This window comes from Geodermatophilus sp. SYSU D00867 (assembly GCF_054050315.1).
In genome coordinates this window covers 22,201-36,364 of sequence record NZ_JBJGZC010000035.1, presented here as the reverse complement: position 1 = coordinate 36,364, position 14,164 = coordinate 22,201, and the positions used below count along the sequence as shown (strand labels likewise).

The following is a 14,164-nucleotide window of genomic DNA, read 5'->3' as shown; positions in this document are numbered from 1 at the left end:
CCCCCCCACCGCCCGGCCCCCCCCCCCCCCCCCCCCCCCCCCCCCCCCCCCCCCCCCCCCCCCCCCCCCCCCCCCCCCCCCCCCCCCCCCCCCCCCCCCCCCCCCCCCCCCCCCGGCCGCAGCGTCCAGGGAGGGAGGCTGACATGAGGAAGCGGTTGCAGCGCGAGCGCGGCGCCAGCGTCGTCGAGTTCGCGCTGATCGTGCCCCTGCTGATGATCCTGGTCCTCGGGATCGTCGAGTTCGGCCACGCCTTCCAGGTCCAGGGGACCCTGTCCGCGGCGGCCCGCGAGGGCGCCCGGGTCATGGCGCTGCAGAGCAACCCGGCCGCCGCCCGCGCCGCCGTCCGCGACGCCGCCCCCACCCTCGACCCGGCGATCACCGACGCCCAGATCGCCATCACGCCCGCCGCGTGCCCGATGACCGCCACGACGACGGCCAACGTGCGGGTGACCATCAGCTACCCGATGCCCTTCCTGACCGGCTTCTTCGGCGCCGACGTCGACCTGACCGGGACGGGGGTCATGCGGTGCAACGGCTGACCCGCCCCCTGCAGGCCCGCGTCCGGCGCCGGCTGGCCGGCGAGCGCGGCGCGGTGGCCGTGCTGCTGTCCGTCCTGCTCGTCCCGCTGCTCGGCTTCACCGCGATCGCCGTCGACGTCGGCGCCCTCTACGCCGACAAGGCCCGCCTCCAGGTCGCTGCCGACGCCGCCGCCCTCGCCGTGGCCCGCGACTGCGCCCGCGGCGCCTGCGGCGACATGCAGGCCACCGCCCAGGAGCTGGTCGACGCCAACGACGAGGCCGCCGCCGGCGCCGGCGCGGCCACCGCGGCCCCGCCGGTGCTGCAGAGCGGGCCCACCCGCGTGACGGTCACCGGCAGCGCCCCCCGCGAGCACTGGTTCGCCCCGGTCATCGGCCACGACGCGAGTTCCGTCTCGGCGACGGCGACCGTCACCTGGGGCGCGCCCAGCGGCGGGACGGCGATGCTGCCGCTGATCTTCTCCTGGTGCGAGTGGCAGGCCCAGACCGGCGGCGGCATGCCCTCGGGCACCACGGAACGCACCATCGTGCTGCCCAAGAAGTCCGACACCGGCTGCACCGGCCCCTCGCGCATGTTCGTGCCCGGCGGCTTCGGCTGGCTGGAGTCCGACGGCGGCAACACCTGCAAGGCCACCACGCGGATGGGCAACCGCTTCGACTCCGAGCCGGGCAACAACCCCTCGCAGGGCTGCTCGGTCGGCGACGTCGCGGCCCTGGTCGGCCGGACCGTGCTGCTCCCGATCTTCGACGAGGCCGGCGGCACCGGCAGTGGCGCCTGGTACGAGGTCTACGGCTACGCCGCCTTCACGATCACCGGCTACCACTTCGGCGGGCTCTTCGACTCCGGTGAGCCCTGCAAGGGCGAGGAGCGCTGCATCCGCGGCTACTTCACCCGCTTCGTCGACGCCTCCGGCGCCTTCGACACCAGCACCGACGCCCCGGACCTGGGCGCGTCCGTCCTCCGACTGATCCGATAGGGGCCCTTCCGTGAGACGCCGACTGCTCGCCGCCGTCGCGGCGCTGGTCCTCGTGGCCTCCGGCACCGTGGTGCTGCTGGCCTACGTGCGCGGCGCCGACGCCCGCGCCCTCGCGGGGGTGCGCACGGTCGAGGTGCTCGTGGTCGACCAGCCGATCCCCGAGGGCACCCCGGCCGAGGAGGTCGCCGACCTGGTCCGCACCGAGGTGCTGCCCGCCAAGGCGGCGGTCGAGGGGCGGGTGACCGACCTCGACCAGCTCACCGGCCGGGTCGCCACCGCGGACCTCGAGCCCGGCGAGCAGCTGCTGGCCGGCCGGTTCGCCCCGCCCGGCGACCTGCAGGCGCCCGGCACCGTGCCGGTGCCCGAGGGGCTGTCGGAGGTGAGCGTGGTCCTCGAGCCGCAGCGCGCGGTCGGGGGCCGGCTGGCCGCCGGCGACGAGATCGGCGTCTACATCTCGATGGAGCTGCAGGGCAACATCGACGCCGACCCCGAGGACGAGCAGATCGGCACCACGCACGCCACCCTGCACGGCGTCCTCGTCACCCAGGTCCAGGGCGCGCCCGCGCCCGCCGGCACCGAGGGCGGTGACGTGGAGACCGCCTCGGCCTCCAGCGTCGCCCCGACCGGCAACGTGATGGTCACCATGGCCCTGCCGGCCGGGGACGCCGAGCGGGTGGTCTTCGGCATGGAGCACGCGAAGGTGTGGCTGGCGCTCGAGCGCGAGGGCACCGACACCTCCGGCACCCGCGTGGTCACCCAGGGCAACGTCTACGGCGACCTGCTCGCCGCTCTCGGCGCCGTGGCCGCGGAGGCGACCGAATGAGCCGCGTCGTGCTCGCCGGCGCCGGCGACGACCTGCGGGAGGCGGTCGCGGTCGCCGTGGACGGCGACGTCCAGGTGCTGCCCCCCGGCCGGCTGCCCGGGGACCCGGCGCGGCTGTTCGAGCTGCTGACCGACAACGAGCTGCCCGACGTCCTGCTCGTCGGCCCGCTGGCGCCGCTGCACGAGGTGCTGACCCTGGCCGGCCGGCTGGACGTGCAGTGCCCAGGCATCAGCGTCGTCCTCGTCGCCGAGCCCGCGCCGGAGCTGTGGCAGGCGGCGATGCGGGCCGGCATCCGCGACCTGGTGCCACCGCGCGCCGAGCCGGCCGACCTCGCCGCGGCCGTCGAGCGCGCCGGCGCGGCCGCCGCCGACCGGCGCCGGGTGCTGCGGCCGCTGGACGAGACCGCCCGCTTCACCGGCCGCGTCGTCACCGTGGCCTCCCCGAAGGGCGGCGTGGGCAAGACGACGGTGGCGACCAACCTCGCCGTCGGCCTGGCCGCCACGGCCCCGCAGGGGACCGTGCTGGTCGACCTGGACGTGCAGTTCGGCGACGTGGCCTCCGCGCTCGGCCTGGTGCCCGAGTACACGCTGCCCGACGCCGTCCACGGCCCGGCCAGCCAGGACACCATGGTCCTCAAGACCTTCCTCACCCAGCACCCCAGCGGGCTGTTCGCCGTCTGCGGGTCGGAGTCGCCGGCCGCCGGGGACACGGTCACCGCCGAGGACGTCACCCGGTTGCTCACCGCCCTGTCCCGGGAGTTCCGCTACGTCGTCGTCGACACCGCACCGGGGCTCTCGGAGCACACGCTGGCCGCCATCGACGGCGCCACCGACGTGGTCCTGCTCAGCAGCATGGACGTGCCCGGCGTCCGCGGCCTGCGCAAGGAGGTGCAGGTGCTGGGCGAGCTCGGCATGATCCCGGCCGGCCGGCACGTGGTCATGAACATGGCCGACCCGAAGAGCGGGCTGACGCAGCGCGACGTCGAGTCCGCGATCGGCACCGGGGTCGACGTCGTCGTCCCGCGGTCGCCCGCGGTCCCGGCGTCGACCAACCAGGGCGTGCCGATCCTCGCCGGCAACGGCAAGGACCCGGCGGCCAAGGAGCTGCGCCGGCTGGTCTCCCGGTTCGCCGCCACCCCGCTGGTCAAGCCCGGCCGCTACCGCGCCAAGCACCGGGCGGCGTCGTGACCTCCGCCTCGATGCACCGGGCGGCGTCGTGACCTCCGCCTCGACGCACCGGGCGGCGTCGTGAACCTCGCCTCCCGCCTCGCCGCCGCCAAGGGCCGGCCGGCCGAGCCGGCGGCTCCTCCCGCGTCGGTGCAGGCACCGGCGCCAGCGGTCGTCCCCGCGCCCCGGCCCGTGTCCGCGGCCGCCCCGGCGCCCCCGACCGACGCCCTCACCCGGCTCAAGGACCGCGTCGCCAAGGCGCTGTTCGAGCGCATGGGGTCGCGGATGAACGACCCGTCGCTGTCGGAGGAGGCGCTGCGCGGCATCGTCCTCGGCGAGCTGGACACCGTCGTCGACGAGGAGAAGGTGCCGCTCTCGCCGGACGAGCGGGCCCGGCTGACCGCGGAGCTGGCCGACGACGTGCTCGGGTTCGGCCCGCTGCAGAAGCTGCTCGACGACCCGACGGTCACCGAGATCATGTGCAACGGCCCCGAGATGGTCTACGTCGAGCAGGGCGGCAAGCTGGTGCGCAGCGCGGCCCGGTTCACCTCCGAGGAGCACCTGCGCCGGGTGATCGACCGGATCGTCTCCCGGGTGGGACGCCGGATCGACGAGTCCTCGCCGATGGTCGACGCGCGCCTCGCCGACGGCTCCCGCGTCAACGCGATCATCCCGCCGCTGGCCTTCTCCGGCTCGACGCTGACCATCCGCAAGTTCTCGAAGGACCCGTTCGGCGTCGACGACCTCATCGGCTTCGGCACGCTCAGCCCCGAGATGGCCGAGCTGCTGCACGCCTGCGTCGAGGCCCGGCTCAACATCATCGTCTCGGGCGGCACCGGCACCGGGAAGACGACGCTGCTCAACGTGCTGTCGTCCTTCATCCCGGAGGGCGAGCGGATCGTCACCATCGAGGACGCCGTCGAGCTGCAGCTGCAGCAGGAGCACGTCGTCCGCCTGGAGTCGCGCCCGCCCAACATCGAGGGCAGGGGCGCGATCACCATCCGCGACCTGGTCCGCAACAGCCTGCGGATGCGCCCCGACCGCATCGTGGTCGGGGAGTGCCGCGGCGGGGAGTCGCTGGACATGCTGCAGGCGATGAACACCGGCCACGACGGCTCGCTGTCGACGGTGCACGCCAACTCGCCGCGTGACGCCATCGCCCGGCTGGAGACCCTGGTGCTCATGGCCGGCATGGACCTGCCGCTGCGGGCCATCCGGGAGCAGATCGCCTCGGCCGTGGACGTCGTCGTCCAGCTGACCCGGCTGCGGGACGGCACCCGCCGGGTCACCCACGTGACCGAGGTGCAGGGCATGGAGGGGGAGACGGTGACCCTGCAGGACGCGTTCCTGTTCGACTACTCGGCCGGCGTCGACCCCTCCGGCCGCTTCCTCGGCAAGCCGGTGGCGACCGGCGTGCGGCCGCGGTTCACCGACCGCTTCGAGGAACTCGGCATCCGGGTTTCCCCGGCGGTGTTCGGGACGCCCGAGCCGGTGCACGCGCGGCGGTGGGCCTGATGTCCCCGGCGCTGCTGCTGCTCGGTCTGCTGCTGGTGACCGGCGGGCTGGCCGTCCTGGCGCTCGGCGTGGTGCCCGCCGGCCCGCGCCGGGTGCCGCTGGCCCGGCTGGACCCCACGGTCGCACCGCCGCCGACGCTGCTGACCAGGGTGGCCGCGCAGGCGCAGGACGGCGTCGAGCAGGTGCTGGCGAGGCGGGGTGGCGTCGGGGCGCTCGCCTCCGCGCTCGAGCGGGCCGGCATCGCGACGGGGCCGGCCGAGGTGGTGCTGCTCACCGGCCTGGCCACGCTCGTCGCCGGTGCGCTCGGGTGGCTGCTCGGCGGTGTGCTCGCCGGACTGCTGCTCGCCCTGCTCGTCCCGCTGGGCGCGCGGGTGGTGGTCCGGCTGCGGACCGGTCGGCGGCAGGCCCGGTTCGCCGACCAGCTCGACGACGCGCTGCAGCTGATGGCCAGCAGCCTGCGCGCCGGGCACAGCCTGCTGCGCGCGGTGGACGCGGTGGCCGACCAGGCGCCGGCCCCGATCGGGGAGGAGTTCGCCCGGATCGTCAACGAGACCCGGGTGGGCCGGGACCTCGGCGCCGCGCTGGACGAGGTGGCCGCGCGGGTGGACAGCGACGACTTCCGCTGGACCGCCCAGGCCATCGCCATCCACCGGGAGGTCGGCGGCAACCTGGCCGAGGTGCTCGACACCGTCGGCCACACGATCCGCGAGCGCAACGCGATCCGCCGCCAGGTGAAGGCGCTGTCGGCCGAGGGCCGGCTGTCGGCCTGGGTCCTCATGGCCCTGCCGGTCGGCATCGTCGCCTTCCTCGCGGTCACCAACCCGGCCTACCTCTCCGCGTTCACCGGGTCCCTGGCCGGCTGGGTCATGGTCGCCGTGTCGGCGGTCCTGCTGGTCGTCGGCGGGCTGTGGCTCAAGAAGACCGTGGCGATCCGGTTCTGATGAGCACCGTCCCCCCTCCCGTCCTCGCCGCGGTGCTCGCCGTGGCCGCCGGCGTCCCCCTGCTCGGCTGGGCGCTGTTCGCCCGCCCGCAGGACGCCGCCGCCCGGTCCCGGGCCAACCTCGCCCGCGGGCTCGACGTGCCGGGTGCCGGCCCGCGGGCCGCCGTCCGGGTCCGCCCGGGCCTCCTGACCCGCCTGGTCTCCGTGCTGACGCCGGCGGGCACCGTCGTCCGGCTGGACCGGATGGCCGGCGCCGCCGGGCGGCCGGCGGCCTGGCCCGTCCCCCGGCTGGTCGCCGCCAAGCTGGTCCTGGCCGCCATCGCGGCGGCCCTCGGGCTGCTCCTCGTGAGCGGCCGTCCGGGGGGCCTCACCGTGCTCGTGGCCGTCGCCACGACGGTCGTCGCCTACTTCGTCCCCGAGCTGCTCCTCCACAGCCGGGGCCAGGAACGCCAGCAGGCCATCGGGCTGGAGCTGGCCGACACCCTCGACCAGATGACGATCGCCGTGGAGGCCGGTCTCGGGTTCGAGGCCGCCATGGCGCGGGCCGGGCGGAACGGGCGCGGGCCGCTGGCCGAGGAGCTGGTGCGCACGCTGCAGGACATCGGCGTGGGCCAGCCCCGCCGCGAGGCCTACCTCGCGCTGGCCGACCGCACCGGGGTGGAGGACCTGCGGCGGTTCATCCGGGCCGTCGTGCAGGCCGACGTCTACGGCGTCTCGATCGCCGACGTGCTGCGCACCCAGGCGCAGGAGATGCGGCTCAAGCGCCGGCAGCGGGCCGAGGAGAAGGCCATGCAGATCCCGGTCAAGGTCCTCTTCCCGCTGATGCTGTGCATCCTGCCGGTCCTGTTCGTCGTGCTGCTCGGCCCGGCCGCCATGGACATCGTCGACGCCTTCAGCTGAGCGGGACGGCGGCCGCGCACCCGGTGGGGTGCGCGGCCGCCGTCGGGTCGGAGGGAGGTCAGGTGCCCTTGCGGTGGGTGCCGCTGGAGCGGGGCTGGGCGGGGTTGGTCGGGTCGCCGTGGGAGGGCGCGTTGACGGCGGGGCCGGTCGTGGCCTCGGACACCTTCGAGCCCGCGGAGGCGTGCACCGGGTCGTCGGCCGCCGCGGCCGCCGGGTCGCCGCCGGAGGGCTGGGCGCCCTCGTGGAGCGACTCCAGGCGGTTCTGCATCGCCATGACGACCTGCAGCCGGTTCGCGTGGGCCTTCTCGTAGTCGAGCAGGGTCGAAAGGCCGGTCGCGTCCAGCGTGCGGATGCGCGAGATCAGTCCCTCCACCGGCAGGTGGTCGTAGTCGGGCAGCGGCAGCTGGTCGTGCTCGGTCATGGGGCAGCGCCTACCCGGACCCTTCCGATCCGACACGGTGTGTGGCGGTCGGGTCGGTGGGTAGGCGGCGAGCGGAGCGCGCCCCGCAGCGGACGCCGAACCGCCCCCGATCAGCACTGAGGAAGTGGTCCCCACCCCATGGACGTGTCCTTCCTGGCACCGGTCTTCCAGGCCGCAGGTCCCTTCGCCACCGTCACGGCCGACGTCACGCACGTCACCGAGAGCGCCGACACCGAGCTCGACCTCCGCGTCCGCGCGATCGCCGAGGAGCTCGCCGAGCAGGGCGCGCCGGAGGCCGTCGTCGAGGCGGTGCGCGGCCGGCTCCTGGAGGGCAACGACGGCGGTGAGGCGGGCACCATCCGCGGCCGCGCGGTCGTCGTCGCCGCCGACGGCACCGTGGTCCTCGACTCCCAGCTGGCCGACGCGCCGCGGCAGGAGCTCGCCGAGTGGTCGCCGCAGCCGGACCTGCTGCCGGTGCTGCGCGCGCTGCCCGGCCGCGTCCCGCACGTCGTCGTCCTCACCGACCGCACCGGCGCGGACCTCACCCTCTTCTCCACCCCGGGCCAGGTCGAGGAGGAGGAGACGGTGAAGGGCGACACCTTCCAGATCCGCAAGTTCCAGGGCGGCGGCTGGGCGCACCACCGGTACCAGCACAACGCCGAGAACAAGTGGGTCCACAACGCCGACGACGTCGCCGAGCACGTCGCCTCCGTCGTGCGCCGGGTGCACCCCCGCTTCGTCCTGCTGGCCGGCGACATGCGCGCCCGCCAGATCCTCACCGACCGCGCCAGTGACCTGTGGGCGGACCTGATCGTCTCCATCGACGAGGGCGGCCGGGCCGCCGGCGCCGACCGGGAGCCGGTCGAGCAGAAGGCCGCCGAACTCGTCGCAGAGCACGAGGCGCGGGACGAGGCCGACGCCGTCGAGAAGATCAGCTCCGCCGGCGCCCACGGCCTGGCCGTCACCGGGACGGCGAACGTCGTCGAGGCGCTGCGCAAGGCCCAGGTGGAGACGCTCGTCCTCGCCGACCCCGCCGACGACGAGAAGCTGCTCGTGGGCGCCTCGCCGCTGGAGCTCGGCGTCGACCAGGCCGACATGGACGCCCTCGGCGTGCAGGAGGTGCACTCGGTCCCCGCCGAGCGCGCGCTGCTGGCCGCCGCCGTGGCGAGCACCGCGGGCGTCGTGGTCGTGCCGCGGGCCGCCATGCCGGGCGACATCCCGGTCGCGGCGATCCTCCGCTACACCGACGACTCCACCCCGACCCCCCAGTGACGGAGGCGACCCCGATGACCGATCCGCACCAGTCCGCGACCTCCCCCGGCACCGACCAGGCCGACCTCGAGCGCCGCGCCGCGATCGCCGAGGCGCTCGGCAAGGAGGTGTGGCCGGCCGACCGGGACGCACTCGTGGCGAAGGCGCAGGAGTCCAACGCCACGGACCGCGTGCTCGGCGACCTGCGCCGGCTGCCCGAGGGCCAGACGTTCGAGAACGTCCAGGACGTCGCCCGCGCGCTGGGCATCGGCACCGAGCAGCAGCGCTTCTGAGGCGGTCCCCGTGACCACGAACAAGGAGCCGAGCCCCGAGGCCCTGGCCAACGTCACCGAGCACAACATCGAGACCCGCGCCGACCTGCTGCCCGAGGAGGCCGGCATGAAGGGCAGCGGCATGGAGGAGGTGGCCGCCGAGATCATCCTCGCCGAGTCCGAGGAGCGCACCGTGCACACCGACCCGGACGACGCCCAGGGCGCCCACCGCCAGTCGGCGGAGACGGCGGACCTGCCCTGAGCGAGCGGCACGAGCACCCGGTCCAGCTCCGCTGGTCGGACACCGACGTCTTCGGGCACGTGAACCACGCCCGCGTCCTCGGCCTGCTCGAGGACGCCCGGCTGGCCATGGTCGACCCCACGCCGGGCGGGGGGATCATCCTCGCCCGGCTGGAGGTCGACTACCTGCGGCAGGTGCACTACCGGATCGGGGAGCACCTGACGGTGTCGACGTCGATCACGCGGCTGGGCCGCAGCTCCATCGGCATGTGCCAGGAGCTCACCCAGGACGGGCAGGTGGCCCTGCGCGCGGAGATGGTGCTGGTCAACTTCGACTACGCCGCCGACGCCTCGGCGCCCCTGACCGAGGCGCAGCGGGCCCACTGGTCGCGCTGGCTGGTCGACCGGCCGGGGGACGCCGCGGACCGCTGACGCCGGGTGGCTCCCGGCGTAGCGTCCCGCCATGGCCGAGGCTGCCGCGCCGCCCTTCGCCCGGGACCACGACGGCGGGGAGCGGCTGGTCTTCTGGGGGACGACGATCGTCGTCCGCGCGTCCGCGGACACCACCGCCGGGGCCTTCACCCTGTTCGAGGAGCAGACCCCGCTGCTGGACACCTCCCGGCACGTGCACCGGGACACCGACGAGCTCTACTACGTGATCGAGGGCGAGCACGTCTTCGTGTGCGGCGAGCGGGAGTTCAGCGTCGGCCCGGGCGGGACGGCGTTCCTCCCGCACGGCGTCCCGCACTCCCACCGGCGGGTGGTGCCGGGCGAGGGCCGGCTGCTCTGCGCGACCTCCCCGGCCGGCTTCGAGGGCTTCTTCCGCACCCTCGCCGAGGCCAGCGCGACCGGCGGCTCGTTCGACGAGGCCTACCGGCGGGCCTCCCGGGAGCACGGCGTCACCTGGCTCGGCCCCGACGACTGACCGCCCCACCTGCGGGTACCTGCGCCGGCATGCCCAAGACGACGAAGAGCGGAGACGCGAAGGCCGACGAGATCCCCAGCACGCTGCAGCGCTCGGACGAGAAGGCGCAGCGCACCTTCGCCAAGGCGCACGACTCCGCCGTCGAGAGCTACGACGGCGACGAGCAGCGGGCCAACCGGGTGGCGTGGGCGGCGGTCAAGCACACCCACGAGAAGGTCGGCGACCACTGGGAGCCCAAGGACCACAACGGGCCGAGCGACGCCCAGGCCGAGGGCGGCGCCGACACCGACCGGGAGACCGAGGGCGGCGTCGACGCCAACGCCACGAAGGAGCACCTCATGGACCTCGCCAAGCGGCTCGACGTCCACGGCCGCTCGTCGATGACCAAGGACGAGCTGGTCGACGCCGTCCGGAAGGCCAGCGACAGGAAGACCGCCGAGGCCCGTAAGAAGTAGGCGCCGGCGGGGTACGGGGGCGGCATGACGCAGGCGAACCGCCCCCGGCCGCTGTCCGAGCAGGTCGTCGTCGTCCTCGGTGCCTCCAGCGGCATCGGGCGGGCGACGGCGATCGAGTTCGCCCGGCGCGGCGTTCCCCGCATCGTCGTCGCCTCCCGCGGTGAGGAGGCGCTGGCCACGCTCGTGGACCAGCTCACCGGCCACGGCGCGGAGGCGGTGTCCGTGCCCACCGACATCTCCGACGACGCCGCGGTCGACGCCCTCGCCGCGGCCGTGGAGGCGCGCTTCGGGCGGGCCGACACCTGGGTCACCGTCCCGGGGGTCAGCGTCTACGGCAGCGTCCGGGACACGACGATGGCCGAGTTCCGGCGGGTCACCGAGGTGAACTACCTCGGGCACGTGGCGGCCGCGAAGGCCGCCGTCCCGGTGCTCGAGCGCGGTGGCGCGGGCGTGCTGGTCGGCATCGGCTCGGTGGAGAGCCACCGCGCGCTGCCGCTGCACGCGGCGTACTCGGCGAGCAAGGCGGCGCTGCGGCTGTTCTACGACTCGCTGCGCATGGAGCTCGCCGAGGCCGCTTCCCCCGTGTCGGTCAGCACCGTGCTGCCGGCCGGCATCGCGACGCCGTTCTTCGAGCACTCGCGCAGCAAGACCGGCGCGATGCCCAAGCCCCCGCCGCCGGTGTACGCCCCCGAGCTGGTGGCCGAGGCCGTGGTGCGCACCGCCGTGCACCCGCGCCGCGAGGTGCCGGTCGGCGACGCCGCTTTCGGCTTCCTCACCGGGCAGAAGGTCAGCCCCGCGCTCACCGACGCCGTCCTGTCGGTGGTGGGTCCGCGCGCCCAGGCGACCGACCGGCCCGACGACGGCACCGACATCCTCGACACCCCCACCCCGGGACCCGGCCGGGTGCGCGGCGCGTACGCCGACCAGGCGCTGACCACCAGCCCGCTGAGCCGCGCGGCCTGGGCGGTGCCGCGCCCGGGCGAGCTGCTGCTGCGGGCGCGCCGGAGGCTGCCCCGCCGCTGACCGACCCGCCGCTGACCCACCCGCCGCTGACCCACCCCGCCGCTGACTCAGCCCGCCGGGACGGTCCACAGCGCGCGCTGCGGGGTTCCCAGCTCGGACGCCCCCGCGGACGTGAGGACGACCTCCTCCTCGAGCGCCAGCCGCAGGCACTGGCCGCCCCACTCGGGGACCGTCACCCGGACGGCGAGCTCCAGGGCGAAGACGGTGTCCGGGTGCAGCACGCGGTCGCCCTCGCCGGGCACGCCGCGCTGGTCGTCCCAGCGGCCGATCACCGGCCCGGCGCCGTGCCCGTGCACGCCCACCGGGTGGGAGTAGACGTCGGCCTCCAGGCCCTCGGCGGCCATCGCGGCCCGGGCGGCGGCGAGCACCTCGTTGCCGGTCCGCCCCGGGACCAGCGCCGCGGCGGTGAGCTCCTGCGCGCGGCGCCCCGCCGCCCACGCCCGCCGCAGCCCCGCCGGCGGGCCGTCCTCCCCGGGGCGCGGCAGGTAGGCGCTGCGCTGCAGGTCGGTGACCAGGCCCAGGCTGCTCAGCCCGGCGTCGCAGGTCACCAGGTCGCCGGGCTCCAGGACGGCGTCCTGCGGCACGGCCGGCAGCTCGACCCCGCCGTCGGGGAGCAGCGGCACGCCGGCCCGCTGCACGGTGACCCCGGGGTGGAACCACGGCGGCACGCCCCGGCCGGCCATGCGCTCGTGCACCTCCCACGCCAGGTCCGCCGCCGTGGTGACGCCGGGGACGAGCACGGCGGGGGAGAGGACCTCGGCCAGCACCCGGTCGGTGTACCGGGCCAGCGCGTCGAGGGCGGCGACCTCCTCCGGCAGCCGCGTCTCCAGCCAGCCGACGACGAGGTCCTCCGCGGACACCAGCCGGCCGGCGAGGTCGCCGAGCGCCGCGGTGAGCCGCCGGTGCTCGGCCACCGACAGCCCGTCGGCCAGCGGGCACCCGGCGGAGACGTCGACGCCGATCCGCCGCGGCGCGGCCTGGGCGACGATCCGCCGCACCGCGGCCCACTGCGCGTCCTCGCCGTCGCCCCCGTCGTCGGCGCCCCCGTCGTCGGCGCCCTCGGCGCCGTCGGCGCCGTCGTCGCCGGGGACCCAGCCGGGCAGGAACTGGCCGACCGGGTAGCGGGAGACCGCGACCGGCGTGACGCCGTCGTCGCTGCGGTGCAGGACCAGGACGACCAGCCGCCGGGCCGACAGCCAGCTGGCCGGCAGCAGGGTGGGCAGCACCGGGTCCTCGCCACCCTCGCGGCCGACGACCAGCCACAGGTCGATGCCGGCGCGGTCCATCAGGCCGGGCAGCAGGTCGAGCAGCCGCTGGGTCAGCCACCGGTCGCGGACGTCGGCCTGCTCGCGCCGCGGCAACGGCACCGTCCGCGTCGGGTCCGGGACGACCAGCGTCATGGGGACAGGGAAGCAGAGAACCGCCGCCCGCACCCGGTGGAACGGGAGGTCAGGCCCCGGTGGGTGCCGTCCCGGGCCGCGCGGCCCCCGGGACGGTCGGCGGGCCGAGCCGCTCACCGGCCGGGGTGGGCCGCGGCTGCGGGGGCGCGACAGTGGCCACCCGGTCCCGGCCGGCCTGCTTGGCCCGGTACATGGCCGCGTCGGCCCGGTCGACCAGCCGCCACAGCGCGCCGGAGGCGTCCTCGCCGTCGGCCGGCCGGGTCAGCGCGACGCCGATCGAGGCGGTCACCGCGAGCCCGTGCCGCCCCCGGGTGGCCCGCACCGCGAGCCGGAGCCGCTCGGCCAGGTGCGCGGCCTCCCCGGGGTCGCCGACCAGGCCGAGGACCACCAGCTCCTCCCCGCCGATGCGGGCGAGCACGTCGGTGGGCCGCACGGTGTGGGCCAACGCCTCCGCGACGGCCTGCAGCACGGTGTCGCCGGCCGCGTGCCCGTGCCGGTCGTTGACCTGCTTGAAGTGGTCGAGGTCGATGACCATCGCGGCCACCCGCAGCCCCTCGCGGCGGGCCTGCCGCCAGATCCGGGAGGCCTCCTCGACCAGGTGCCGGCGGTTGGCCAGCCCGGTGAGCGGGTCGCGCCGCGACTGCGCCTCGGTGGCCGCGAGCAGCCGCCGCTCGCGGCGGCGCAGCAGGTGCACGCCGGCCGCCACGAGGTCGAGCGTCCCGGCGGAGACGGCCACCTGGACGGCGAGCCCGGCCGTGCTCGCGTAGCTGTGCTGCACCGCCACGGCGACGACGACCGGCGTGACCGCCATGTGCACGCCGAGCATCCACGGCCGCAGGAACCACGCGGCCACCACCGAGGGGAACAGCAGCACCAGCGGCGTCGCGTGGCGCACCGGGTCCTCGATGCACAGCGCGACGACGGCGTAGACGAGGTCGCCGAGCAGCACCAGGCCGAAGGTCTGCCACAGCCCGATGCGGCGGCGCACGATCAGCGGCACCGCGGCGAGCACGCAGGCGGCCATCGAGGCGCCGTAGGTCACGCCCGTGGCGCCCTCGCGGACGACGCCGTCGACGGCGAGGTTGACCAGGCCCGTGAGGCCGCCGACGACGAGCAGGACGGCGAGCAGCAGCGCGGCGACCCGGTTCTCGGGACCGCCGGGCCCGAGGACGTCGTCCGACGTCGGGGCGTCGGGGTCGGGCGGCCGGACGGAGCTCACCGGCGCAGGATGCCGCACGGGGCGACGTCGCGGGAGGTCCGCGGCTCCCGGTCACCCGGGTGCGCGGGGCGGCGGCGCGGGGCCGTCGCTGGCAGGCTGCC

At 75.9% G+C, this 14,164-nt stretch carries 17 protein-coding genes; 14 read left to right on the top strand and 3 right to left on the bottom strand.

Annotation, left to right across the window (positions count from 1 at the left end; genetic code table 11):
- Positions 1-143: 143 nt before the first annotated feature.
- The 7 genes from ACI8AK_RS22490 to ACI8AK_RS22460 are packed head-to-tail and all read left to right on the top strand — an operon-like array spanning position 144 to position 6,857.
- Positions 144-539: a TadE/TadG family type IV pilus assembly protein gene (locus ACI8AK_RS22490; protein WP_387989026.1), complete on the top strand. Its 396-nt coding sequence runs from the start codon at positions 144-146 to the stop codon at positions 537-539.
- Positions 527-1,513 (top strand): pilus assembly protein TadG-related protein, encoded by a 987-nt coding sequence (locus ACI8AK_RS22485; RefSeq protein ID WP_387989028.1) that lies wholly within the window; start codon positions 527-529, stop codon positions 1,511-1,513. The genes ACI8AK_RS22490 and ACI8AK_RS22485 overlap by 13 nt, the downstream gene beginning before the upstream one ends.
- A gap of 10 nt (positions 1,514-1,523) precedes the next feature.
- Positions 1,524-2,336: a Flp pilus assembly protein CpaB gene (cpaB, locus tag ACI8AK_RS22480; protein ID WP_456958099.1), complete on the top strand. Its 813-nt coding sequence runs from the start codon at positions 1,524-1,526 to the stop codon at positions 2,334-2,336.
- On the top strand, positions 2,333-3,523 hold the full coding sequence (locus tag ACI8AK_RS22475) for an AAA family ATPase (RefSeq protein ID WP_456958097.1): 1,191 nt from the start codon (positions 2,333-2,335) through the stop codon (positions 3,521-3,523). The genes cpaB and ACI8AK_RS22475 overlap by 4 nt, the downstream gene beginning before the upstream one ends.
- A gap of 60 nt (positions 3,524-3,583) precedes the next feature.
- On the top strand, positions 3,584-5,017 hold the full coding sequence (locus ACI8AK_RS22470) for a CpaF family protein (RefSeq protein ID WP_456958095.1): 1,434 nt from the start codon (positions 3,584-3,586) through the stop codon (positions 5,015-5,017).
- Positions 5,017-5,958 (top strand): type II secretion system F family protein, encoded by a 942-nt coding sequence (locus ACI8AK_RS22465; RefSeq protein ID WP_456958094.1) that lies wholly within the window; start codon positions 5,017-5,019, stop codon positions 5,956-5,958. Before ACI8AK_RS22470 ends, ACI8AK_RS22465 begins: the two co-directional genes overlap by 1 nt.
- The gene (locus ACI8AK_RS22460) at positions 5,958-6,857 is read left to right on the top strand and encodes a type II secretion system F family protein (protein WP_456958093.1); all 900 of its coding nucleotides are present in this window, start codon (positions 5,958-5,960) and stop codon (positions 6,855-6,857) included. The genes ACI8AK_RS22465 and ACI8AK_RS22460 overlap by 1 nt, the downstream gene beginning before the upstream one ends.
- Before the next feature lie 58 nt (positions 6,858-6,915).
- Here ACI8AK_RS22460 and ACI8AK_RS22455 read toward each other — a convergent pair whose 3' ends face one another.
- Positions 6,916-7,278, bottom strand: coding sequence for a hypothetical protein (locus ACI8AK_RS22455; protein WP_387989039.1), 363 nt, complete (start codon positions 7,276-7,278; stop codon positions 6,916-6,918).
- 138 nt (positions 7,279-7,416) lie between these two features.
- Here ACI8AK_RS22455 and ACI8AK_RS22450 point away from each other — a divergent pair, with 138 nt between their 5' ends.
- From ACI8AK_RS22450 to ACI8AK_RS22420, 7 genes are read left to right on the top strand one after another with little or no spacing between them, the layout of a single operon-like run.
- The gene (locus tag ACI8AK_RS22450; RefSeq protein ID WP_456958092.1) at positions 7,417-8,550 is read left to right on the top strand and encodes a baeRF2 domain-containing protein; all 1,134 of its coding nucleotides are present in this window, start codon (positions 7,417-7,419) and stop codon (positions 8,548-8,550) included.
- A 14-nt stretch (positions 8,551-8,564) separates the two neighbouring features.
- Positions 8,565-8,822, top strand: coding sequence for a DUF2795 domain-containing protein (locus tag ACI8AK_RS22445; protein WP_387989042.1), 258 nt, complete (start codon positions 8,565-8,567; stop codon positions 8,820-8,822).
- 10 nt (positions 8,823-8,832) lie between these two features.
- A complete protein-coding gene (locus ACI8AK_RS22440) occupies positions 8,833-9,063 on the top strand; it encodes a hypothetical protein (protein ID WP_387989044.1) in 231 nt (76 codons plus the stop codon).
- Positions 9,060-9,473 (top strand): acyl-CoA thioesterase, encoded by a 414-nt coding sequence (locus ACI8AK_RS22435; protein ID WP_456950851.1) that lies wholly within the window; start codon positions 9,060-9,062, stop codon positions 9,471-9,473. Before ACI8AK_RS22440 ends, ACI8AK_RS22435 begins: the two co-directional genes overlap by 4 nt.
- Before the next feature lie 31 nt (positions 9,474-9,504).
- Positions 9,505-9,966: a cupin domain-containing protein gene (locus ACI8AK_RS22430; RefSeq protein WP_387989046.1), complete on the top strand. Its 462-nt coding sequence runs from the start codon at positions 9,505-9,507 to the stop codon at positions 9,964-9,966.
- Positions 9,967-9,995: 29 nt separating this feature from the next.
- Positions 9,996-10,421 carry a ChaB family protein gene (locus tag ACI8AK_RS22425; protein ID WP_387989048.1) on the top strand — a complete coding sequence of 142 codons (426 nt, stop codon included), beginning with the start codon at positions 9,996-9,998 and terminating at the stop codon, positions 10,419-10,421.
- 24 nt (positions 10,422-10,445) lie between these two features.
- Positions 10,446-11,444: an SDR family oxidoreductase gene (locus tag ACI8AK_RS22420; protein WP_387989050.1), complete on the top strand. Its 999-nt coding sequence runs from the start codon at positions 10,446-10,448 to the stop codon at positions 11,442-11,444.
- 47 nt (positions 11,445-11,491) lie between these two features.
- On the opposite strand, the gene ACI8AK_RS22415 is transcribed toward ACI8AK_RS22420, so the two are convergent.
- Positions 11,492-12,844: a M24 family metallopeptidase gene (locus tag ACI8AK_RS22415; RefSeq protein ID WP_456958090.1), complete on the bottom strand. Its 1,353-nt coding sequence runs from the start codon at positions 12,842-12,844 to the stop codon at positions 11,492-11,494.
- 49 nt (positions 12,845-12,893) lie between these two features.
- Positions 12,894-14,063 (bottom strand): GGDEF domain-containing protein, encoded by a 1,170-nt coding sequence (locus tag ACI8AK_RS22410; protein WP_456958088.1) that lies wholly within the window; start codon positions 14,061-14,063, stop codon positions 12,894-12,896.
- Between the last annotated feature and the right edge of the window lie 101 nt (positions 14,064-14,164).